Raw genomic sequence first — 21,729 nt, forward strand, 5'->3', positions numbered from 1 at the left:
CGCGTGGCGGGGGAGGGGGACCAGCGAAGCTGGTGGAGGGGGGAGCCAAACTAACCGTCGACTCTTGCCGCCCCCTCACCGCCTTCGGCGGTCCCCCTCCCCCGCCACGCGGGGGAGGATCACGGAGAGATCGCGGTCGCCTACCCCGGCACCGGCGCCCCGGCATCGATCAACCCCGCCGCCTTGAGCTCACCCCAGAACGCCGCCGGGATCGCTTCCTGCAAATACCCGATATTGCTTGTCACTTCCTCCGGCCTCGCCCCGCCGGGGATGACCGAGACCACTGCGGGGTGGGCCAGCGGGAATTGCAGCGCTGCGGCCTGCAGCGACACGCCATGCGTCAAGCACACCGCCTGGATGCGCCGCACCTTGTCCTGCACTTCGTCGGACGCGATGCCGTAGCCGTAGCGCGCATTGGGGCCGGGGCCGGTGGCGAGGATGCCAGAGGCATAGGGGGCGCCGATGATCACCGAGATGTTGTGCTCGAGACAGCGCTTCAGGCCGGTGCCGAGCGCCGACTGGTCGAGCAGGGTGTAGGGCATGGCGACGATAGAGAAGTCGAGCGGCACCTGTGAGGCGAAAGTCAGCAGCGACGGGGCGGCGTTGAGCCCCATGCCGATGGCCTTGATCTGGCCCGAGGCCTTCAGCTCCTCGAGCGCCTTGATGCCGCTGCGCACCATGTCTTCCATGCGCGGCCCATCGGGGTTGCTGCCGAGCGAGGCTTCAGGATCGTGGATCAACAGCGCATCGACGCTGTCGAGGCCGAGCCGCAACAGGCTCTGCTCATAGGAACGCATCACCCCGTCATAGGAATAGTCCCAGACGATCTCCATGTTCAGCCCGCCGCCCCACGGCGTGCGGTCGAAGGTCTTGGGGTCGGCGGGGCGCCGGAAGAAGCGACCGACCTTGGTGGTCAGGAGGAACTCAGCGCGCGGCTGGTCGATGAGGAAATCGCCGACCCGATGCTCGCTGAGGCCGCGGCCGTAGAACGGGGCGCTGTCGAAATAGCGCACGCCGCCATCCCAGGCGGCCTTCAGCGTCGCATGTGCGGTCTCGCCGGAAACGCGGTGGTACATGCCGCCCAGATGCGCGGCGCCGAACCCCATGGGCGGCAGTTCGAGGGCGGTGGAGCCGACGCGATGCCGGTCGGTGAGTTTGATGGACATGGTCGTGGCAATCGGTTGGGGACGAAAATCAGGGGGCAGTAGCGGTGATCGAATGGTTGGGCGGCCGGAACACCGAGGCGACGTCGTCGCTCGCCGAGACCGGCGCGTCGCGATAGAGGAAGCAGGTGGCGAGCCGTTCGCTGTCGGGCACGTATTTGGGCGGCAGGTTGTCCCAGCACATCTCCATGACATGCGGGCAGCGCGGCGCGAACTTGCAGCCGGGGTTGGCGCGCGCCGCCGAAGCTTCCGACACCGGGATCTCCTCGCCGCCCCAGGCCTTACTCAGGTCGGGCAGCGGGATCGAGGAGACCAAGAGCTGCGAGTAGGGGTGCTTGGGCGCCCCGATCACCCGCTCCACCGCGCCGGCCTCCGAGACGTTGCCGCGATAGAGGATCAGGATGTTGTCGCAGATCTGGAAGGCGGTGGTCAGGTCGTGCGTGATGTAGACGATGGAAATGCCGAGCTCGCGGTTCAGTGTCTTCAGCTCGTCGAGAATGGTGGCGCGCAGCGACGCATCGACCATCGAAACCGGCTCGTCGGCGACGATCAGCCGGGGCCTGAGCAGCACGGCGCGGGCCACCATGATGCGCTGGCGTTGCCCACCCGACAGCTCGTGCGGAAAGCGGCCGAGCGTATCCTGTGGCCTGAGGCCGACGCGCTTCAGCGCGTCCTCGATCATCGCCCGGGCGGCGCTCTCGCTGTCGGCGAGCTTGTAGCGCTTGACCGGGGTCTCGAGCACATGGTCGATCCGGTAGAACGGGTTGAAGACGTCGAACGGATCCTGAAATACCGGCTGCACCTCGCGACGGAACTGCCGCTGCTCGGCGCCGGTCATCCTGGCCACGTCCTTGCCCTGGTACAGCACCTGGCCATGCGATGGGTTGATGAAGCCCAGCATCATGCGCGCCAGGGTGGTCTTGCCGCTGCCGCTTTCGCCGGCCACGGCGGTCATCGACGGGCTGGTATCGGACAGCGACAGGGTGACGTCGTTGAGCGCGGTGAAGGCGCCATAGGTCTTGGTGACGCCACGCATTTCAATGAGTGCGGTCACGGGCGGAGCTCCTGGTGGGCACGTGTCATCGGCGGCAGTGGCGGCAGTGCCGCATGTTCCGGATAGAGGTGGCAGGCGGCGCTCTGGCCGGGCGCTACCTGCTGCAGCAGCGGCGTCTCGCGGACGCAGCGATCGAAGGCGAGCGGGCAGCGCGGGTTGAAGCTGCAGCCCGGCGGCAAATCCACCAGCGGCGGCGGCAGGCCGGGGATACCGGTGAGCTCGCGCTTCACCTCGATGCCGGGGAGGCTATCGACCAGCAACCTTGTATATGGGTGCTTGGGGCTCTCGATCATCTGGCGGACCGGCCCGATCTCGACGAGCTTGCCGGCATACATCACGCCCACCGTATCGGCGAACTGGGCGATCAGTCCCATGTCATGGCCGATGAGGACGACGGCGGCGCCGAGCCCATCCTGCAGGCGGCCCAGCGTCTGCATCACCTGGCGCTGCACCACCACATCGAGGGCGCTGGTCGGCTCGTCCGCGACGATCACCTTGGGCGCGAGCGAGGTGGCGATGGCCATGGCGGCGCGCTGCTTCATGCCGCCCGAGAGTTCATGCGGATAGCGGCGCGCGACTTCGGGAGCGAGGCCGACATTCTTCAACAGTTCTTGCACCCGGGCGTCGAGCTCGGCCCGCCGCATCCCCGGCTTGTGGGCGACGATGGCGTCGATCATCTGCTCCTCGAGCCGCATCACCGGGTTGAGCGAACTCATCGCCCCCTGCGGGATCAGCGCGATGTCGCGCAGCCGGGTCTCGCGCAGCTCCCTGGTGCTCATCTTCAGGATGTCGCGGCCATCGAGCTTCACCGAGCCGCCGGCGATGCGGCCGGGCGCCCGGGTCAGGCGCATCAGCGCCGTCGCCATGGTGGTCTTGCCCGAACCGCTCTCGCCGATCAGCCCCAGCCGTTCGCCGGGTCGGAGCGAGAACGACACATCGTTCACCGCCTTGGCCGGACCCTTGCCGGTGTCGTAGTGGACGTTCAGTTCCTCGACGACGAGGATGGGTTTGGCGTCTTGAGCGACAGACATCAGCGCCTCGCCAGCTTGGGGTTGGCGAAGCGGTCGAAGCCGACCGAGGTCAGGAACAGACCAATGAAGATCGCGGCGATCACCACGATCGGCGGCCCCCACCACCACCAATAGCCGCGCAGCACCGCCGAGGATTGCTGGCTCCAGTAGATGGTGTTGCCCAGCGTCATCTCGTCGAGCGCGCCAAGACCCAGCGCCTCGAGGCCGATGACGGCGAGGATCGAGCCCGAGACGGTGCCGACGAAGCTCGCGACGATATAGGGCATCAGGTTGGGCATGATCTCGGTGAAGAGGATCTCCCACTGGCTCTCGCCGTTGACCCGCGCCACCTCGACATAGGATTTCTCGCGGATGGTGAGCACCTGGGCGCGCACCGTGCGGGTGGTGAACATCCAACCGAGCGAGGCCACTACCAGCGCCATGACCAGCGTGGTCATGCGGTCGATATTGCCGGCGATGATGACGAGGATGGCGATGGCCGGCACGGTCAGCAGCGCATCGGAGATCACCCGGATCACCGCGTCGACGATGCCGCCGAAATGCCCGGCGATCAGGCCGAGCGCAGTGCCGAAGCCGACGCCGATAAAGCCGGCGATCAGCCCCATCTTCAGCGTGTTGGGGGTGGCGTAGATCAAAAGGGTCCACATGTCGCGGCCCTGCGAATCCGTGCCGAGGAAATACTCGGGGCCGGGGGGCTTGCGTGGCCGCACCGCGCCGACCTGGGCATTCACCGCATCGACGAAGAACGGACCGATGGCGCTGAACAACAAGATCGCGGCAAGAATGCCGAGGCCGAGCAGCAGCACGCCGCTGATCCGGCCCTGTTCGTAGTTACGGCGAAGGGAGCTGAGAATGTTCATCGCCGGATCCTCGGGTCAAGCAGGGGGTAGATCAGGTCGACGAGGAACAGCAGCACCGCCAACGAGACGATGAGCATCAGCACCACGCCCTGGATGACGAAATAGTCCTGTCCGCGGATCGCCACATAGAGGAGCGAGCCGAGCCCCGGATAGTTGAAGATCACCTCGACCAGCACGGCGCCGGAAACCACCGAACCGAGCGACAAAGCCAGCGCGGTGACCTGCGCCAGCAGCGCGTTGCGCATGCCGTACCAGACGAAAATCCGGTTCGGGTGGAGGCCCTTGGCCTCGGCGAAGGTGATGTAATCCTCGCCCAGGACCGAGACCATCTGGCTGCGCATGCCGAGGGCCCAGAAGCCGACATTGCCGAGGATAATGGCCAGACAGGGCAGGAACGCGTGCCTGAGGATATCCTCGGTGGTGGCCCAGTCGAGCCGCATGATGCGGGTGGTGTCGACGCCGCCCGCGGGCGGGAACCACTTCAGCACCACGGCGAAGAAATAGATCAGGATGATCGCCAGGAGGTAGAACGGGATCGAGGTGAGGATCATCATCAGCGGCACGATCGACTTGATGGTGCGCCCCGAGCCCGGCCAGGCGAGCCGCCCGCCGAGCAGCGAACCGACGCTGAAGGCGATCAGGGTGGCCACCGCCAGCAGCGTCACCGACCAGGGCAGCGCATTGCCGATCATGGTCGAGACTTTTTCGGGGAAGTTGGCGAAGGACACGCCGAGATCGAGCCGGAACAGGTCGAGCCAGTAGTTGAGATATTGCTCGAGGATCGGCGCATCGAGCCCGTATTTGGCGCGATAGGCGGCCGAGACCGCCTGGATATCGACATTCTGCGCGCCGCCGGTGGCCTGCAGCCGGGCCAGAGCCGTCTGTACGGGGTCGCCGGGGAGCAGGCGCGGAATGATGAAATTGATGCTCACAGCGACGAAGACGATCAGCAGCAGCTGGCCGAAACGGGTGAGGAGGTAGCGGAGGAGTTCGCGGCTCATCGAGACACCGATCGTAGCCAAGCCACGGGCCGTTGAGCGAGCGCCTTCTCCCCTTGTGGGAGAAGGTGGCCGAAGGCCGGATGAGGGGTTCTCTCCGCGTACCGGATCGCTCGTCGCTTACGCTCCGATCGCGCTACACTTCGTTGCGCGGACCCCTCATCCGCCCTTCGGGCACCTTCTCCCACAAGGGGAGAAGGCAAGAGGGTGCCTGGCGCAGACACGTGCCACAGTCCGCATCTCAGGATGGGTTCCGGCCTTCGCCGGAATGACCCGGTGGGTGGGGCAACGCTTGGTGTCACGGGCAGAGTCCTGGTGGAGAGTGGTTGCGGATGGCAGCCGAAGCCGCCATCCGCGCGATCAGTGCCCGGCGCTTACTGCGCGCCGGTCGGCTTCAGGTTGTGGATGACGACGTTGAACGCTTCCCACGGGGTGTACGGGGCAACGTACGGGTCGGCCGCGGACGGCCAGCCGGTCCAGTAGGTGTTGTTGAAGGTCACCACATGGTATTCCTCGAGCAGGTCGATCTGCGGCAGGTCGCGCAGGGCGATATCGAGGGCCGCGACGGCGTTCTTCATGTACTCGGAGTTTGGATCGGTATCGGCCGGGACGGCGTCCATGGCGTCTATCAGCTTGTCGTATTCCGGGTTCATGTAACGCGAGGCGGCGACGGCGTTCGGGATGTTCTCGCCGAGCGGCCGGGCGAACTTCGAATGGTAGTGCTGCAGCGTCTCGAGTGGTTCCGACAGGCTGCCGCAATGGACGAAGATCATGGTGTCGAAGTTGCCCGACTGGATGTCCGGCAGCCAGGTATCGTCCACCGGAGCCTGCACCGCGTCGAACCCGGCGTTCTTGAACTGCTGGGTCAGCGGGGCCAGCGTCGGCTGGATGAAGGCCGGGGTGCGAACCGTCACGGTGAGCGGCTTGCCGTCCTTGGCCCACAGGCCATTGGCGTCCTTGGCGTAGCCGGCCTTCCCCATATACTCCTCGACCTTGGCCGGATCGGGATTGTCGAGATTGTACTTGTCGAGCACGGCCTTGAGCGGGCTGCCCTCGCCGAGCCAGGTGCCGGCCATGTAGTTGGAAAAGGCGAAGGTCACCGGCTTCTGGCCGCCTTCGTAGCCGATATCGTTGATGGCGGCGCGGTCGATGGCATAGTTCAGCGCGTAGCGCACGTTCACGTCGTTCCACGGCTCACGCATCTGGTTGAACACCAGCGAGTAGTCGCAGCCATCGGGAGCGCCCCAGTTCGGGCCTTCCGGATTCCACGAGCTGAGCTTGTCGTTCTGGGCGCGGGCGGCCTCGAACGTGCCGATCAAGAGCTGCCGGCCGCCATCGATCTGGTTGGCGATATGCAGCTGGCCCATCGCGTCGTCGCTCGATACCGGCACGAGGGTGATGCGCTTGGGTGCCGGCAGATCCTGGAAGCCGACCTTGGCGCCCCACCAGTCGTCGCGGCGATCGAAGATTTCCTGCTGGTTGGTGGTCGAGACCAGCTTGTAGGCGCCAGTGCCGACCGGCCAGCCCTTGGCCGGATCGTAGTTGGTGAAGGTCGCGATATCCTGGCCTTCCCAGATGTGCTTGGGCAGGATCGGGTAGTGGTTCTCGTGCCCGAGCGCCAGGAAATCGCGGACGAAGCGCGGCGCCGCCTTGTTGAAGTTGATGGTGACGTTCAGCGCATCGACGACGGTGACATCCTTGATCCACTCCTTGAACGCCGCGGAGCCACCGATTTCCGGCGGTGCGTCGCGCACCGCTTCGAGGGTGAACTTCACGTCGTCGGCGGTGAACTTGGTGCCATCCGACCACTCGACGCCGTCACGCAGCTTGATCGAGGCGCTCATGAAGTCGGGCGCGTATTCGAAGCTTTCGGCCTGCCACGGGATCAGCGTGCCGTCGTTGAGGTTGGTGTAGAACAGCGCCTCGTTGATAGTGATCTGCATCACGTCGCGCTGGTGGGTGATCGAGCTCAAATACGGGTGCCAGTTCTCGGTATTGGCGAACTGCGCCGGCTGGTCGCCCCACGGCGTCAGCACCAGGGTTTCGTTGCGCGGCATGTCGGCCACCTGGGCAAAGGCAGTCGATGCCAGGAGCGGCGCTGCCAGCAGCGCGATAGCGCCGCCAAGCAGATGCTGCCTCAGGGATCTACGGTTCATGATGGTCCTCCTCCGGCCGGTTCCGGCCACTCGTTGATTTCTTCCGAGGCGGGGCAGGGCCTCGCCACGCATCGTCTTGGCCTCGTCTGGCCCCCTCACCGGGTCATCCCCGCGAAAGCGGGGATCTCCGTTTGCGATGGTGCAAAGGCCAGGAAACAGAGGTCCCCGCTTTCGCGGGAATGACCCGGTGGGTGGGGGCGACCCCGCCCACCGGGCTCGGGTTCAGAGCGCCATCTTCTCGATGGCGTCCTTGCTCAGTCCGTGGCCGAAGCCCGGTTCGTCGCTGACCACGACGTAACCGTCCTGGGGGACGGCCATGCCGGGGTAGTTGTTGGTGTGCTTGAGCGGGATGCCGGGGGCGCCGCCGACGAAATACTCGCCCCAGCGCGAGTTAGGCGCCGAGTAGTTGAAGTGCTGGCCATAGGGCGTGTTCATGCCGGCATGGCAGATCACTTCGAGGCCCGAGGCATCGGCGATGGCGGTGATCTTCTGCACCGCGGTGAAGCCGCCGACCCAGTTGATGTCGGGCTGGAAGATATCGACGACGCGGTCCTTGGCCGCTTCGAAGAAGGTGTAGGGCGTGTACCAGTGCTCGCCGGTGGCCAGAGTCTGCCAAGGCAGGCGCTCGCGCAGCGCCTTGTGCGAGGTATGATCCTCGGGGATCAGGCAATCTTCCATCCATTTGAGGTTGAACGGTTTCAGCCGGTGCGCGAGGCGCACCGCGAACTCGACGTCGAAGGCCATCCAGCAATCGAGCATCAGTTCGACATGCGGGCCGATCAGCTCGCGCGCCTTGCCGACAAAGGCTTCGTTCTTGTCGAGCGCCTCGAGCCCATCGGCAGTGCCGTAGGGGCAGGCGAGCTTGGTGGCCTTAAAGCCCAGCTCCATGTGCCAGTCGGTGTCGTTGCCGGTGGCGTAGCAGAACTGCTTGTCGCGGGCGGCGCCGCCGGCCAGTTCATAGACCGGCAGCTTCAGCACCTTGCCCTTCAGATCCCACAGCGCCAGGTCGATGCCGCTGATGGCATAGGAGGCGAGGCCCGAAGAGGAGTAGGGCGAGGTGATGCGCATCATCATGTCCCACAGCTTCTCGGTGGCGAGAGCGTTCTCGTCGGTGAGCAGCGGGCCGATATGGTCGTTGATCAGGCTGATGGTGGGCTGGCCGTAGCCGGTGACGCCAAAACCCCAGGAGCCGTCATCGGCGGTGACGATGACGCCGACTGCCGGGAAGGCGTTGTTCCAGCTCGAGCGCAGCGCCTTGTAGCGCGGGTAGCGCGACATCGGGTTCGCGACTTCGGCGTCCTTGGTCCAGGGCGGCCGGCGCGCCGTCACCTTGTCCTTGCCCTCGTCGTAAATGCCGCCGGCAATCGGGTTGGTGATGGCAAAGGCTTCGATACTCTTGATCTTCACTCAGAAATCTCCTGGTCGTCTCATGCGGTCGGTCGGGCGGCCTCAGCCCGGGATGCGGTAGAATTTTTGCGCGTTTTCACGGAACAACCCGGCGCGCTCGGCTTCGGAGGCGCCTTCGGTGATTTTGGCGAAGGCCTTCCACAAGGTCGGGAAATCGCTGGTCAGCTTGTCGACCGGGAAGTTCGAAGCGAACATCGCCCGCTCCGGACCGAAGATCTCGAGTGTCTCCAGCACCAGCGGGCGGAAGCTTTCGGTGGTCCATTGGCGATCGAGCATGCCGAGGCCGCTGATCTTGACCGCGATATTGGGGCGGGCGGCGAGTTCGCGCATCCCCGCCTTCCAGGCTTTCCAGCCGCTCAGGTCGCGGTCGGCCCACATGCCGGCGTGGTTGAGGATGATCTGGGTGTTCGAGGCAACGCCGGCGAGCTTTGCCGCCTGCGCCATCTGGTGCGGGTAGAGCTGCAGGTCGAAGCTCAGGCCGCGGCGGCCCAGTTCCTGCAACCCGCCGATCCAGCCCGGCTCATCCATCAGGTCGCGGGTTATGTAGTTGAGCTTGGGATCGGCGTGCCGGTTCACCACCTGGCGGATGCCGCGCATGATCGGGAAGCCGGAATGCCGGTCGAGCAGGGCGCCGAAATCCGGCGACGCGAGGTCGCCATGCGCCACCAGCACGATCGGCACCGGGCTGCGATCGGCCACCGCCTGCAGGGTTTCGCTCTCCTTCACCGGGTCGGTGGGGAAGGCCTCGACATGCACCGCGCCGGTGATCTCGACCTCGTCGGCGCCTTCCTCGAGATACTCCTCGAGCAGGTAGCTGCGTGAGATCGCGGCATTGGCGCCGCCTTTGCCGGGCTTTTCGAAATGCGGGTAGATGCGGGTCCAGAGGTCCCACAGGTGGATATGCGGATCGACGACTTTCAGCATCTTGCCCTCAATCCAGCCGGAACATTTCTTCGACCGGCCAGGCTTTCGGCCGCGCGTCCTCGTGGGTCTCCATGTGCGGCTCCATCCAGGTCCACCACTTGAGCACCACCGGATCGACGCCCTCGGTCTGGCTCGGAGCGTTGTCCGGCTTTTCGAGGTAGGCAAAGAGCAGCAGGTCGTAACGGTAGATGGTGTAGTTGGAGACACCCTGGCTTTTCAGCAGCGCCACCATCTCGGGCCAGATCTCGTCGTGCTTGCGCTTGTACTCGGCTTCCTGGCCGGGCTTCAGCTTCATCACCCATGCGGATCGCATCGTCGTAAAATCCTCAGTCAGGTTGTTGATGTGGCCAGCGCCCGTTCGCCGGCCTGCTGCGGCGGCCACTGGCCGCCATAGCCGAGCCGCTTGCTCACGGTGCTCGCTGCTTCGTTCAGGAGATCCACCTGCGGCTGGATCGCCGCGCCGGGTGCCTTGGGAGCGGGGCCGGAAATCGACATGGCGCCGACCGGACGGCCGAGGCGATCGACGATCGGCACGCCGACGCAGAACACCCCGACCACCACTTCCTGGTTGTCGATCGAGTAGCCGCGCTTGCGGATGCGGGCGAGCTCGGCCCGCAGCTCGGTGGGGTCGGTGATGGTGTAGCGGGTGAAGGTGGTCATCGGCTGTTCCAGCACGCGCTGCTGGTCGGCCTCGCCGAGGAAGGCGAGGATCGCCTTGGCGCTGCCGCCGCAATAGAGCGGCCCGCGCGAGCCGATGCGCCAATCGAGCTGCATGCCCTCGTTGCCGCGCACCTTGTCGATGCAGACGCACCCTTCGCCGCTCAGCACATTGACGTTCACCGTCTCGCGGGTCTTTTCGGCGATGGATTCACAGAACGGCCGGGCCAGCCGCGGAAAGGCGACGCCATCGAGCTGCAGGTCGGTGATCGCCAGCAGCCGGTAGGAGAGCTGCCAGCCGCCCTCGGCATTGCGTTCGACCACGCCTTCGTCGGCGAGGTCGATCAGCAGCCGATGCACCGAGCCGACCGGCAGGGCCAGTTGCTGGGCCACGGCGCGCACCCCTAGCCCGCCCTTGCGGGCAAGCAGGTCGAGAACCTGGATGGCGCGCTTGATGCTCGACATCTAGCGCACCGTGCCGTCGCCGGTGTCGTCGATACATCGCTCGAGCAGCGTGTTCACAGTCGTGCCTACCGGACGTCAGGCAAACCTCCGGCGTTCACGCCCCCGCTCCCGCAGGTGCGTGCTGAACCGCACGGCTTGCCGCTGACCGGCCTCCCTCTCCTCAGAGCCGCAGACCCCCGATTATTGTTCCATGGGTGGAATGCAGCGTTCCAATAGTGAACGCCTTGAACGGGAGCGAGTCAACCGAGAACGGGCTACGACTTAGGTCGGGATGCGGGGTAAGGTCATGAAGTTATTGTATTATTCGAGCTGCGCGGCAGGGCTCGTTCGGCCATGTGGAACGGGTGTCTGATAAGCGTGGAACTGGCAGTCGGGATTCCCTCCCCCGCAGGCGGGAGAGGGAGTCCTGACTGCAAGCTTTGATGCACGTCAGCTCGCGACGGCAGGCTTGTGCAGCGACATCAGGAAATCGGTGAGTTCGGTGTAGGTCAGCGACGAGGTCGGGGCATCGAGGGCGATTTCGCCGCGGTCGAGCACCACCAGCCGGTCGCAGACTTCGTGCACGTGGTGGATGTTGTGCTCGATATAGATGCAGCTGCGGCCGCCCGCCTTGATCGAGCGGATGAAGTCCAGCACCTTGTTCACTTCCTTCAGCGCCAACGCCACCGTCGGCTCGTCGAGCACGATCAGGTCGCTGTCGAAATGCATGGCGCGGCCGATGGCGACGCCTTGGCGCTCGCCGCCCGAGAGCCGGCTTACCGGGGTATCGACATCGATGCCGACGCCGCGAAAGCCGATAGTCGAGCGCATGATCTGGTTGGCGATCTTCTTTTCGGCCTTCACGTCGATGAAGCCGAAGCGGTTGGTGAGCGGCCGGCCGACGAAGAAGTTGCGCCATAGCGGCTGCTTCTCGCCCAGTGAAGAGTCCTGGTAGACGGTCTCGATCTTCAGCTTGTGGGCTTCCTTCACCGAGTAGCTCGCCGCATCGATCTTCTGGCCGCGCACATAGATGGTGCCGCTCGAAGGCTGCTCCACGCCGGTCAGCACCTTGATCAGGGTCGATTTGCCGGCGCCGTTATCGCCGATCAGCCCGACGATCTCGTTGGAGCCGATCTCGAGCGTGACGTTCTTCAGGCTGACGACCTTGCCATACTGCTTGCGAACGTTCTCGAGCCGGACGATCGGGGTGGATGTCATGTCGTGGGTCCAGTGCACAGGGGGTAGGGGAGTGGCGCCGCCGGGTCAGCAACGGCGCCACCGGGAGTTACCGGATGCCGGTTTTCACCAGGGCTTCCAGCGCCTCGACATTGTCCTTGGTCACCGAACCGCCGCCGGTGTTGAGGGTTAGGCCGGCGAGGCCGTATTTCTTCTCGAGCACGGCGGCGACCACCGGCATGAAGCCCTGCAGGTAAGGCTGCTGGTCGAGCACTACGGTGATGTAGCCGTCCTTCAAACCCTGGATGGCGCCGGCCGAGATGTCGAAGCCCGAGGCCACGACTTCGCCCGGTTGCTTGCCCGCATCGGCGAGCACCTTGCCCAGCACGGCGGTGATGCCGCTATGGCCGGGGACGATGATCGCCTTGGTCTCCGGGTTGGCTTCGAGATAGGCGACCAGCACCGGCACCGAGAGCGAGGGGTCGGCCACGGCCTCGTTCGACCACTGCAGGGCGTCGAAGGCGATCTTGTTTTCGGTCAGCACTTCCGAGGTGCCCTTGGCGACGTCACTGCCTGGAGCCCCTTCGATGAAGGCGCCATAGACCACGACCTTGTCGCCTTCCTTGAGGCCACCCTTCTCGATGGTAAGGCTCGCGAGGTTCCTGCCGGCGCCGTAATTGTCGAGGCCGAAATAGCTCATCGAGGTGCCGGGCAGGGCGTTGTTGTTCACCACCACGACGATGCCGGCTTCTTTCGCCTTGTTGATGAACGAGGTCATCGCATCGGTGCCGGGGTGACCCATGACGATGATGGCGTCGGGCGCGGCGGCGAGCGCCTCGTTGGCCTGCACCAGCATCTTCTGCGGGTCCCAGCCGGCATGTTGTTCCTTCAGGTCGACCTTGAGGATGCGGGCGGCGTCGCGGGCGCCGAGCTCACGGGCGAGCGTCGCGCTGTCGCCGGGGTTGCCGCCGAGCTGGAAGTAGATGGTCATGCCGCTGTCGACCGCCTCCTGGGCGATGGCAGCGAGCGGGGCCGCGACCAGCGCAGCACCCATGGCGAGGCCGGCGAGGCCTTTGAAAATAGACTTCATGATTGTTCCTTTCCCTATTTTTGTGGTCCCGACCGGAGCCTTAACCCCCGCCCCGGCCGGGCTGCTTTCACTGCCGCAGGCGCGAGCGCACGGACTTGATCAGAGGCACCTTGTCGGGGTCCTCGATGGCGGTGTTCATCACCACGGAGATGATGAAGACGAGACCGATGAAGAAGCGGGTCCAGAAGCCCTGCACGCCGCTGGCGACCAGACCGGCCTCGATGACGGCGACGATGAGCGAGGCGAACACCGTGCCCACCACCTTGCCGGAGCCGCCGAAGATCGAGGTGCCGCCGATGAACACGGCGGCGATCACGGTGAGCAGGTACCCCTGGCCCTGCTGGTTGAAGTAGGTGGTGGTCTCAACGGTGAGGAAGACGCCGGCGAGCGCCGACAGGAACCCCATCAGGGTGAACAGCTTGATCTTCTCACGGTCGATCTGGATGCCGACGACCTTGGCGACCTTCAGGCTGTCGCCGATGAACAGGATGTTCTCACCGAAGCGGTGACGGTTGAGCAGCTGCCAGACGAAGATCGAGATGCCGATGGCCCAGATCATCTGCATCGGCACGATGCCGCCGACGCGCCCGACCATGATCGACTGGATCAGCGTGCCATCGATCGCGGGGATGGCAACCGTCAGGCCGTTCGACACCACGGTCAAGAGGCCGCCCCACAGGAACATCATGGCCAAGGTGGCGATCATCGAGGGGATGCCGAGCTTGGTGACCACGAGACCGTTGACGAAGCCCATGGCCGTGCCGGTCAGCAGTGCCGCGAGCAGCGCCAGCCAGGTCATGTCGTATTGCTGGAACAGGAAGGCGAAGACGTAGCTGGCGAACGCCACCACCGAGGGGAAACTGAGATCCATCTCCCCGGCGGTGGCCACCAGCGTCAGGCCGAGCGCGATGATCAGTGGCGGCGGCACCGAGGCCATGAAGCTCATATAGACGCGGTAGCCGAGAAAGGCCCGCGGTGCGGTGAGCATGAACACCACGATCAGCACCACGAAAACCAGAGCGGTGGCGGTGCCTTCGATCTTGAAGAAGCTCGCCACCGGGTTGGAGCGTGTTGGCGTTACATGGGCTCCGGCAGACATCAGAGTACCCCGTATCTGGCGTAGACGTCGCGCAGGAAGCCGCCGGCGCGCAGCTCGTTCATCGAATGGTGCTCGCCATTGACCTTGTCGAAGGCGCGTTTGAGCACTTCGGCTTCGACTGCCTGTGGCACCACGACGACGCCATCGGCATCGCCGAACACCAGGTCGCCCGGCTCGATCCGGACGCCATCGACGATCACCGGCACATCGACCGCCTGGATCTGGCCGCGGCCCTTGGAATCGAGCGGCGCGATGCCGGCATGGAACACCGGCAGCTGCAGCTCGCGGATGCCGAGGATGTCGCGCACGAAGCCATCGGTGATGCATCCGGCAGCGCCGCGGGCATGGGTGGCGGTGGAGAGCAGGCTCCCCCAGGGCGCAATGCGCGAGGAGCCGCCACAGGAGAACACCGCCACGTCGCCCGGCTTCAGGTCGTCGACGATGGCGATCTCGAGCTCGTAGGGGTTCGACCCCTCGGCGACGAACGGCACTTCCATGTACTGGCCGGTGCGCGCCCGGCCGCAGAGCTTCAGGCTCTCGTCGAGCGGCCGGATGCGCGGCGACATCGCCTGGTTCCAGATGCCGATGGCATCGAGCGCATCGCTCAGCACGGCGGAGTAGAGCTGTTGCCAGCCCTCCGGCAGCGGCGGGTTGTGGCGCGGGGTAAACTCGGAAGTCACGGGGATAACGCCCTTTCTAAGGAGGTTGATCGCGGCAGTCGGTGCAGCGGTACGTGTTGATACATGTAACGTTAAATGTAGGAGGCGAGTCAAGCGGGGTTGTGAGGGGTGTGAACATGGGGGTGGGAGGGAGATGTAACGATGCTGGGGTTCGTGCCCTCCAAGACCCCCTCTCTTGCAAAATCTAAGGCTTAGCCAAACGGCTAAACCTAAGATTTTGCTTTCTCCCCCGCCAAGGGGGAGATGATCCGTGCCTTCCACTTGCGCCGGAGTTTCAGTCGGGACTCTCCCCCTTGGCGGGGGAGAAAGCGAAAACTTGGGCTTAGCGCAGCTAAGTCCTTAGTTTTCGCAAGAGGGGCGGGGAGCCACTTGAGCGAACAGTGGCAGACACCAGCTCTGCAAATGACCCAGCCCTCAGGTCGTAAACCCTGGGTCGAACACCACCGGCAACACGTGGTCGCGATGGGCGAAGCTGCCGGATTTGAGGCGGGCCAGCATGGCTTCGCCGGCGCGTTCGCCGACGGCATAGGCGGGGGAGAGCACCGTGGTCATGTGCGGCCGGGCATAGCGATGCGCCTCGAAGCCATTGAAGCCGACGACCCTCACATCTTCGGGTACGCGCACCCCGCGATCGGTCAGCAGCAGCATCGCCGCGGTCGCCACCGGGTCGTTGGCGCCGACCACGGCGCCGGGCAGGGGGTGGCTGTCGAGATAGGCGGCAAACGCCGCCTGCACGTCGGCGAAGGACTCGCTGGCGGCCTCGAGCACCGTCACCTCGGCGGTGCTGCCGGCCGCGGCGATGCTGTCCTTGACGCCGGCGACGCGGTTTTCCACCGCGGGCCAGGGCTGGCGCGGGACCACCGCCAGGATTTTGGTCACCCGGCGGGCGAGGAGATGATCGCCGATCAGCCGGCCGCCGCCCCGATCATCCTGGCGCACCGTGCAGATATCGGCGCCGGCATCAGGCAGTTCCTGCTGGAACACCACCACCGGCTGGTTGAGATCGGCCAGCCGTTCGATCGCGGCGAGACGCTCAGGCTTCGGCCCGGAGATCATGGCGCAGAAGCCGGCGACCTCGAAATTGCGCATGATCATCGATTGCGCCAGCTCGGCCCCGGGCATGCCCTGGATGGTGAGGGTGTAATCGGCATGGTTCAGCACGTTGGCCAGCCCCGCCACCACCTGGCAGGTGAAGAAATCGGCGAGGAAAGCGGGGGATTCGTCGACGATCACCATGCCGATCGAGCGCTGCTCGGAGACGCGCAGGCTGCGGGCATTGGAGGAGCGGCGATAGCCCAACCGCTCGATCTCGCGCTCCACCCGCTTCTTGGTGGCGGCGCTGACGAACTGCATGCGGCCATTGATGACGTTGGATACCGTCATCGGTGAAACCTCGGCGGCTTTCGCCACATCCTTGATGGTTGCCCGCGGCCGCCGCTCGTCACCGCTCATCGCGGAAATCACCTCATCGGAATACTGACGAGATACATATATCGTTACATCCCAATGCGATAGAGCCGGTTGGCATTCTTCCAGAAAACCGCCTCCGACTCCTCATCGGAAAGCGCCTTGAGGATCAGCTTGAAGGCCCCGTAGGCCTGATCGAACGTTGCGGCCAGACCGAGTACCGGATGGTCGCTCGCCAGCATGGTGCGGTCGGCGCCGAAGGCTGCGAGGCAATCGAACACAACGGGGCGTAGACTGTCGAGGCTCCAGTTCGGGTCGTAGGACACGAGGTCCGAGACCTTAATCGCGACGTTCGGGGCGCTGGCGAGAGCGGTGAGCCCGGCCCGCCAATGCGCCATGCCCTCGTCGGTGCGATCGAAGGGCGAGCCGCAGTGGTTGATGATGAAACTGAGGTTTGGGAAGGCCCGCGCCAGCTGCAGCGCCTCGGCGGCCTGCCAGGGCGAGATCATCAGGTCGAAGGACAGCCCGAGCGTATCGAGGTGCCTGAGCCCCGCCTGCCAGGCCGGGCTGCTCATCCGGTGGCGGTCCCGGGAGAACGAGCGCGCCGGATCGGGGTGCCAGCTGAGGATGTCGCGGATGCCGACGACCTTGCCGTGCGCGGCGTAGCGCTCGAGGATATCAGGCGTCTCGGGCGCGTCGAGGACGGCGGTGCCGACATAGCGGCGCGCCATCCAGTCGGGTTTTTCGAGCGCATCGAGCCAGCTGAGTTCGGCGAAGGGTTCGCCCGGCTCCCAGCCGGCTTCGACATGCACGGTGCCGACGATGTTGTAGCCGGAGGTATCGCGCAGATAGTCGGCCGGCAAGCAGCTCTGAGCCAGCACGCCCGTGGCGCCGCGCAGCCAGGGGTGCTTGTCGAGCGAGCGGTCGAACAGATGGTGGTGCGGGTCGATGATCGGCCCGGTGTAAAGTCCGTTGGCGTCGCGCATCGGTTCGGTCAGCGTCCCATATAGCGGCGGCGGCTGATCTGCTCGCCCAGCGTCAGCCAGCGGCGGGCGGGCTCACCTTCCAGCAATGCCATGATCCGCAGTGCTTCGCCCTGCAATTCGGTGAGGCGCGCCACCGGCAGGGTCTGGTTGGCATCGACTTCCTCGGCAATGGCGATGAAGTGCTCCGCCTGCTGCTGGCCGCCGAGCCGCGGCGCCAGTTCGCTGGCGACGAAGTCGTCCCAGCGCAGCGTCGGGTCCCAGCCGAAGCGTGAGAAGGCGAGATAGCTGAGTTCGACCGTGGCGGTGTAATCCGACGGCTCGCCCCAGACGGTCAGTCCCTCCATGCCGAGCTCGCGGCCGCGAACCGACATATCGGCGAAGGTTTTCGCATTGAAGGCATAGCGCTCGGTGCGCTCGTCGCCGTTCCACTGGCAGGCGAACTGGCAGCGCAGCACGTTGGGCTGGGTGGGGAGGCTTTGCACATAGTCGGTCGCGAGCTCGGTGCGGAGCCGCTTCCAGAAGCTGCGATTGGCGGTGTGCTGGTAGATGGCGCCCTTCGGCAGCCGATGCTGCGCCTCGGTCGCCACCGGATCGAGCAGGTTGTCCCACTGCATCTCGCAATAGATCCAGAGGTCGGGGCGTTTGGCCTTGGCGGCGCGATAGAGCCGCGGAAAGTTCTCGGCCATGTCGGTGTGGGACCAGGAATCGCCGTGGTCATCCTTGCGGCGCGCGGCCTCGGCATCGTTGGCGCGGCGGGCGACGCAGCGCTCGCAACCGCAGACACCATAATCGCCGCTCTCGATATTGATGCCGCCGATCTCAAAAGTCTCTGCCAGCCAGGCGACAGCTTCTTCCATCCACGCGATCACCTCGGGGGCGCTGGGGCAGGCGCTGACCGTGTAATCGGAATGCGGGAAGTTGAGCGGGAAGGCGAGGTCGGCGATCTGGAAGCCGACATCCTTCTCCATCTTGGCCGCATGCTGCGGGTTGGCCTTCAGCCAGGTGGAGAGGTTGTACTTGTGTTTGCCCTCCCAATAGACGCCGCCATAGGCGCCGATGGCGATGCCGGGGATGATGCGCACGCCGCGTTCATTGCCATAGCGGCAGAGTTCCCTGGCCGCTTCGATGCCGCCATGGCTGTCGCGCAGGAAGCCATAGACGGTGATGCCGCCGATACGGTTGATCGAGCAGAAATCCACCAGCCGCTTGTAATCGGCGAGGAAGCCGCCGGGCGGCTTCTGGAACGGGTTGAAGACGCCGATCTCCTGCTGGCCGATCTGCGACAGCTCCCAGTTGGTCGAGTGATCCCAGGTCCAGAAGGTGCGATAGGCGAGACCGGGCTTGCCGGTGACCGCGCTGGCCCAGGCGGCAAGATCGAGCCTGCCGGCCGAGCGTTGGATGATCTCCTCGACGCCATAGATGACGCCGGAGAACGGGCCACCCGATATTTCGAGGGTGCCGTCGCGCGTCGCGATCGCGAACTCTCCTTCAGCAAGGGCGGGATCAAGCACCAGCCGCACGTTCGGCAGCTCGGCGCCGAAGCTTTCGCGCAGGCGTCGCGCCGCGTGTGGGTGATGGTCCTCGCCGTCGATGGCCATTGCGTGAAATCCTCCCGTTGGTGGTCATGCGGAGCTGCCGCAGCATGGCAGCGATCCTTGACAGAGTTAAGCAGCGCTTCTATCAAATATCAACATCAACTATCGCCAGTGATAATTGACGTGTTCGACCGATGCCTCTTCGGGGCGCTGCAAGCGAACGCGTGATGGAGACCGCATGACCTCGAAGACGCTCCCCGCCGCCCTTGCCGACCTGCAGCAGGTCTGGCCGATGCCGAGCCGGCCGCGGCCGATCACCATTATCGGCGCCGGCGGCATCGTCCGCGACGGGCACCTGCCGGCCTATCGGAAAATGGGCCTGCCGGTGGCAGGGATTTTCGACGTGAACCCGGAGACGGCCAAGGCCCTGGCTGCGGATTTCGGCGTCGAGGTAGTGCACCCGACCCTCGAGGCGGCGATCGCCGCCTGCGGCACCGATGGGATTTTCGACCTGGCGTTGCCGCCAGCGGTGCTGCTCGGGACGGTCGAGCAACTGCCCGCCAACAGTGCGGCCCTGCTGCAGAAGCCTTTGGGACCGGATCTCGCGACGGCGCGCAAGATCGTTGCGGCGCTCGACCAGCGTTCGATCACCGCCGCCACCAATTTCCAGCTGCGCTTCACCCCGTCGATGCTGGCGATCCGCGATGCGGCACGCAAGGGCCTGTTGGGTGAGATCGTCGAGGTCGAGGTGCGGCTCGCCGTCTATATGCCGTGGGAACTCTGGAGCTTCATTCCGCATCTCGATGCGGTGGAGATCCCGCTGCACTCGATCCACTATATGGATTGGATCCGTTCGCTGCTCGGCGAGCCGGAGAGCGTCTATGCCAAGGCGGTGAAGCACCCGCGCTACCCGACGCTGGCCGATGCGCGCTCTTCGATCATCCTCGATTATGGCGACCGGGTGCGCTGCGCGCTGTCGCTCAACCACACCTACAATTACGGCCCCGAGCATATCGAAGCGACGATCCGGGTCGAGGGCACGGCGGGCTGCGCCCACCTCACCGTCGGCTACCTCGTCGACTACGTGAAGCCGGTGCCCGAGACGCTGGAAATGACCATTGCCGATGTGCCGTGGACGACGGTGCCGTTGATTGGCGGCGAGCGGGTGCCCGACGCCTTCGGCTTCGTCATGGCGAACCTCCAGCGCTTCGTCGCCGGTGAGGACCAGGTGCTCGACACCGATGTGCATGACTCGATCAGGACCATGGCGCTGGTCGATGCGGCGCTGAAGTCGAGCCGGCAGGGCGGGGTGGTGCCTGAGGCGGTGTGACCGAGACGTGAGGCTGGCGCGGGCTGACCCCCACCCCTGTCCCCTCCCCGCAAGGGGGAGGGAGACCCTCACACTGATATCGAGGTCATCGTCTCCCTCCCCCTGTTTGAGGGGGAGGGGACAGGGGTGGGGGTCAGCCCGCACCGGCTCAACAGCTACCCACGTAACTTTTGTATAAGAAATTACACTTTCATATTGGAAACCTATCGTGCTAGCGTCAGGGCACTGACACGGGACGTGAGGATGCGCGTCCGAGGGGTGTGTCGATGGGGTGATCGGGGCGGCGGGGCGCCGTCCCGGCGCCCACAGGGGATAGCGGCGTGACGGGCTTCAGCCGGCGCCGGGCATCAGAGGAAGGGATTTTCAGATGAGAGTTGTTTTGAAAGCGGGCTGGCGCATTGCGGCGGGCGCCGTGGCGCTGGCGGCAATGATGGGGCCGGCGCTGGCGCAGGATGTCACCACCATTCGGGTGCTCAACTGGCAGCCGGGCGGCCCGGACTACTGGACGCAGCTCGTCGCGGCGTTCGAGAAGGCCAACCCGGATGTGAAGGTCGAACTCGAGACCGTGCCGTTCGATCGCTATCCGAGCGTCCAGGGCCCCTACATCGCGACCAAGAGCGGCCCCGATGTGATGGAGAACAATGCCGGCCTCGAGCTGTTCGATCGGCGCAGCGCCTATGTGCAGCTGCCCGAAGACGTGCTCGCCGCAGCGGGCGACCTGATCACCTATTCGGGCGGCTGCCTCAACTACGACACCACCCAGCCCTGCTACGGCCTGCCGTTCGGCTACCAGGGCAACGTGATGTACTACAACAAGACGGTGCTCACCGAAGCCGGGCTCGATGCGGCCAACCCGCCCAAGACCTGGGACGAGATGGATGCCGCCTGCACGGCGGTGAAAGCCATCGGCAAGACCTGCCTCGCGCACGGCATGACCGGGGTGTTCCCTGCCTACTGGAACTTCCCGGAAGTGGCGCGCAACTTCCTCACCGAAGACGACATGCGCGCCATCATGGCGGGCAAGCTCCCCTGGACCGACCCCAAGATGGTGTCGATCCTCGAAGCCATGGCCTCGATCGGCACGACGCGCGGCTGGATCAACTCGAGCTCGCCGTCGATCTCGATGCTGCCCGATGGCGCCGATATCTTCCAGAGCGGCAACGCCGCCTTCGCCTCGACCATCATCGCCGACGCGGTGAACTGGGCGGCGTTCGGCGCAGCTTTGGGCGATGAGAATGTTGGCGCGATGAGCTGGCCGGTGCTGGTGGCCGATGCGCCGCTGGCGCACAGCTTCAGCGGTACCGAGAGCTCGGTGTTCGGCGTCACGCCGTGGAGCACCAAGCAGGAAGCGGCCTTCAAGTTCGTGAAGTTCGTTGCCGGGGTCGAGAACGCCAACCTCCTCGCCAGCGTCGCGGGCGGCATCTCGCTCAACAAGAATGTCGATCCGAACGCGCTGCCGAAATCGCAAGCGCTGGCGCAGATCCAGGAGATCATCAAGACGCCGACCCTGCATGTCGGCGTGCTGCTCTCCGGCCAGGAAGCCGACGCCCTGGCGCGCGGCTGGCAGGAAGTGACGCTGGGCACCATTACGGTGGCGGACTGGACGGCGCAGATGCAGACCGCACTCGAGGAGAGCCCGAGCAAGGCGCAGTAAGGGGCTGGTAAGTGGGCCGGGGCCGCTGTGTTGGCCCGGCCCTCACCCCACCCACCAGCTGTCATCCCAGCGAAAGCT

19 protein-coding genes are annotated in these 21,729 nt (G+C 65.2%); 2 read left to right on the plus strand and 17 right to left on the minus strand.

Features of this window, described 5'->3' with window-relative positions:
* Window positions 1–140 precede the first annotated feature (140 nt).
* The 17 genes from ASC89_RS26960 to ASC89_RS27040 form a co-directional block, all read right to left on the minus strand.
* The gene (locus tag ASC89_RS26960) at window positions 141–1,166 is read right to left on the minus strand and encodes an aldo/keto reductase (RefSeq protein WP_056003940.1); all 1,026 of its coding nucleotides are present in this window, start codon (window positions 1,164–1,166) and stop codon (window positions 141–143) included.
* Window positions 1,167–1,194: 28 nt separating this feature from the next.
* Window positions 1,195–2,217, minus strand: a complete 1,023-nt coding sequence (locus ASC89_RS26965; RefSeq protein ID WP_200940491.1) for an ABC transporter ATP-binding protein — start codon at window positions 2,215–2,217, stop codon at window positions 1,195–1,197.
* Window positions 2,214–3,248 carry an ABC transporter ATP-binding protein gene (locus ASC89_RS26970; protein ID WP_200940492.1) on the minus strand — a complete coding sequence of 345 codons (1,035 nt, stop codon included), beginning with the start codon at window positions 3,246–3,248 and terminating at the stop codon, window positions 2,214–2,216. Before ASC89_RS26970 ends, ASC89_RS26965 begins: the two co-directional genes overlap by 4 nt.
* Window positions 3,248–4,108, minus strand: a complete 861-nt coding sequence (locus tag ASC89_RS26975; RefSeq protein WP_056003943.1) for an ABC transporter permease — start codon at window positions 4,106–4,108, stop codon at window positions 3,248–3,250. Before ASC89_RS26975 ends, ASC89_RS26970 begins: the two co-directional genes overlap by 1 nt.
* The gene (locus ASC89_RS26980) at window positions 4,105–5,109 is read right to left on the minus strand and encodes an ABC transporter permease (RefSeq protein ID WP_056004442.1); all 1,005 of its coding nucleotides are present in this window, start codon (window positions 5,107–5,109) and stop codon (window positions 4,105–4,107) included. The genes ASC89_RS26975 and ASC89_RS26980 overlap by 4 nt, the downstream gene beginning before the upstream one ends.
* 371 nt (window positions 5,110–5,480) lie before the next feature.
* Complete coding sequence (locus ASC89_RS26985) at window positions 5,481–7,262, minus strand: ABC transporter substrate-binding protein (RefSeq protein WP_056003945.1); 1,782 nt, start codon at window positions 7,260–7,262, stop codon at window positions 5,481–5,483.
* Window positions 7,263–7,484: 222 nt separating this feature from the next.
* A complete protein-coding gene (locus ASC89_RS26990; RefSeq protein ID WP_056003948.1) occupies window positions 7,485–8,669 on the minus strand; it encodes an enolase C-terminal domain-like protein in 1,185 nt (394 codons plus the stop codon).
* Window positions 8,670–8,711: 42 nt separating this feature from the next.
* Window positions 8,712–9,593 carry an amidohydrolase gene (locus tag ASC89_RS26995; protein WP_200940493.1) on the minus strand — a complete coding sequence of 294 codons (882 nt, stop codon included), beginning with the start codon at window positions 9,591–9,593 and terminating at the stop codon, window positions 8,712–8,714.
* Between the two features lie 7 nt (window positions 9,594–9,600).
* Window positions 9,601–9,906 (minus strand): L-rhamnose mutarotase, encoded by a 306-nt coding sequence (locus ASC89_RS27000; RefSeq protein WP_082533639.1) that lies wholly within the window; start codon window positions 9,904–9,906, stop codon window positions 9,601–9,603.
* A gap of 17 nt (window positions 9,907–9,923) precedes the next feature.
* Window positions 9,924–10,715, minus strand: a complete 792-nt coding sequence (locus tag ASC89_RS27005; RefSeq protein ID WP_056003957.1) for an IclR family transcriptional regulator — start codon at window positions 10,713–10,715, stop codon at window positions 9,924–9,926.
* Window positions 10,716–11,144: 429 nt separating this feature from the next.
* The gene (locus ASC89_RS27010; protein ID WP_056003960.1) at window positions 11,145–11,912 is read right to left on the minus strand and encodes an ATP-binding cassette domain-containing protein; all 768 of its coding nucleotides are present in this window, start codon (window positions 11,910–11,912) and stop codon (window positions 11,145–11,147) included.
* A 67-nt stretch (window positions 11,913–11,979) separates the two neighbouring features.
* Window positions 11,980–12,960 carry a substrate-binding domain-containing protein gene (locus ASC89_RS27015; RefSeq protein WP_056003963.1) on the minus strand — a complete coding sequence of 327 codons (981 nt, stop codon included), beginning with the start codon at window positions 12,958–12,960 and terminating at the stop codon, window positions 11,980–11,982.
* A gap of 67 nt (window positions 12,961–13,027) precedes the next feature.
* Window positions 13,028–14,059 carry an ABC transporter permease gene (locus ASC89_RS27020; protein WP_056003966.1) on the minus strand — a complete coding sequence of 344 codons (1,032 nt, stop codon included), beginning with the start codon at window positions 14,057–14,059 and terminating at the stop codon, window positions 13,028–13,030.
* Window positions 14,059–14,739 carry an RraA family protein gene (locus ASC89_RS27025; protein ID WP_244488570.1) on the minus strand — a complete coding sequence of 227 codons (681 nt, stop codon included), beginning with the start codon at window positions 14,737–14,739 and terminating at the stop codon, window positions 14,059–14,061. The genes ASC89_RS27020 and ASC89_RS27025 overlap by 1 nt, the downstream gene beginning before the upstream one ends.
* 414 nt (window positions 14,740–15,153) lie before the next feature.
* Entirely contained in the window at window positions 15,154–16,191 is a 1,038-nt protein-coding gene (locus ASC89_RS27030; protein ID WP_056003969.1) for a LacI family DNA-binding transcriptional regulator, read from the minus strand.
* A gap of 44 nt (window positions 16,192–16,235) precedes the next feature.
* The gene (locus ASC89_RS27035; RefSeq protein ID WP_056003971.1) at window positions 16,236–17,132 is read right to left on the minus strand and encodes an amidohydrolase; all 897 of its coding nucleotides are present in this window, start codon (window positions 17,130–17,132) and stop codon (window positions 16,236–16,238) included.
* Window positions 17,133–17,140: 8 nt separating this feature from the next.
* Window positions 17,141–18,730, minus strand: coding sequence for a hypothetical protein (locus ASC89_RS27040; RefSeq protein WP_056003974.1), 1,590 nt, complete (start codon window positions 18,728–18,730; stop codon window positions 17,141–17,143).
* Between the two features lie 175 nt (window positions 18,731–18,905).
* Between ASC89_RS27040 and ASC89_RS27045 the strand changes: the two genes are divergently transcribed.
* Both ASC89_RS27045 and ASC89_RS27050 read left to right on the plus strand, forming a co-directional pair.
* Entirely contained in the window at window positions 18,906–19,997 is a 1,092-nt protein-coding gene (locus tag ASC89_RS27045) for a Gfo/Idh/MocA family protein (RefSeq protein WP_055877036.1), read from the plus strand.
* A gap of 367 nt (window positions 19,998–20,364) precedes the next feature.
* Complete coding sequence (locus ASC89_RS27050; RefSeq protein WP_055877038.1) at window positions 20,365–21,651, plus strand: ABC transporter substrate-binding protein; 1,287 nt, start codon at window positions 20,365–20,367, stop codon at window positions 21,649–21,651.
* Window positions 21,652–21,729: the final 78 nt, after the last annotated feature.

It is taken from the genome of Devosia sp. Root413D1, assembly GCF_001425235.1.
Classification (GTDB): Bacteria; Pseudomonadota; Alphaproteobacteria; order Rhizobiales; family Devosiaceae; genus Devosia_A.

Excerpts from the sequence above, each read along its gene's own strand:
- ASC89_RS26960 (WP_056003940.1), bottom strand. The coding sequence starts at position 1,166 with ATGTCCATCAAACTCACCGACCGGCATCGCGTCGGCTCCACCGCCCTC.
- ASC89_RS26970 (WP_200940492.1), bottom strand. The coding sequence starts at position 3,248 with ATGTCTGTCGCTCAAGACGCCAAACCCATCCTCGTCGTCGAGGAACTG.
- ASC89_RS26975 (WP_056003943.1), bottom strand. The coding sequence starts at position 4,108 with ATGAACATTCTCAGCTCCCTTCGCCGTAACTACGAACAGGGCCGGATC.
- ASC89_RS26980 (WP_056004442.1), bottom strand. The coding sequence starts at position 5,109 with ATGAGCCGCGAACTCCTCCGCTACCTCCTCACCCGTTTCGGCCAGCTG.
- ASC89_RS26985 (WP_056003945.1), bottom strand. The coding sequence starts at position 7,262 with ATGAACCGTAGATCCCTGAGGCAGCATCTGCTTGGCGGCGCTATCGCG.
- ASC89_RS26995 (WP_200940493.1), bottom strand. The coding sequence starts at position 9,593 with ATGCTGAAAGTCGTCGATCCGCATATCCACCTGTGGGACCTCTGGACC.
- ASC89_RS27000 (WP_082533639.1), bottom strand. The coding sequence starts at position 9,906 with ATGCGATCCGCATGGGTGATGAAGCTGAAGCCCGGCCAGGAAGCCGAG.
- ASC89_RS27005 (WP_056003957.1), bottom strand. The coding sequence starts at position 10,715 with ATGTCGAGCATCAAGCGCGCCATCCAGGTTCTCGACCTGCTTGCCCGC.
- ASC89_RS27010 (WP_056003960.1), bottom strand. The coding sequence starts at position 11,912 with ATGACATCCACCCCGATCGTCCGGCTCGAGAACGTTCGCAAGCAGTAT.
- ASC89_RS27015 (WP_056003963.1), bottom strand. The coding sequence starts at position 12,960 with ATGAAGTCTATTTTCAAAGGCCTCGCCGGCCTCGCCATGGGTGCTGCG.
- ASC89_RS27020 (WP_056003966.1), bottom strand. The coding sequence starts at position 14,059 with ATGTCTGCCGGAGCCCATGTAACGCCAACACGCTCCAACCCGGTGGCG.
- ASC89_RS27030 (WP_056003969.1), bottom strand. The coding sequence starts at position 16,191 with ATGAGCGGTGACGAGCGGCGGCCGCGGGCAACCATCAAGGATGTGGCG.
- ASC89_RS27035 (WP_056003971.1), bottom strand. The coding sequence starts at position 17,132 with ATGCGCGACGCCAACGGACTTTACACCGGGCCGATCATCGACCCGCAC.
- ASC89_RS27040 (WP_056003974.1), bottom strand. The coding sequence starts at position 18,730 with ATGGCCATCGACGGCGAGGACCATCACCCACACGCGGCGCGACGCCTG.
- ASC89_RS27045 (WP_055877036.1), top strand. The coding sequence starts at position 18,906 with ATGACCTCGAAGACGCTCCCCGCCGCCCTTGCCGACCTGCAGCAGGTC.
- ASC89_RS27050 (WP_055877038.1), top strand. The coding sequence starts at position 20,365 with ATGAGAGTTGTTTTGAAAGCGGGCTGGCGCATTGCGGCGGGCGCCGTG.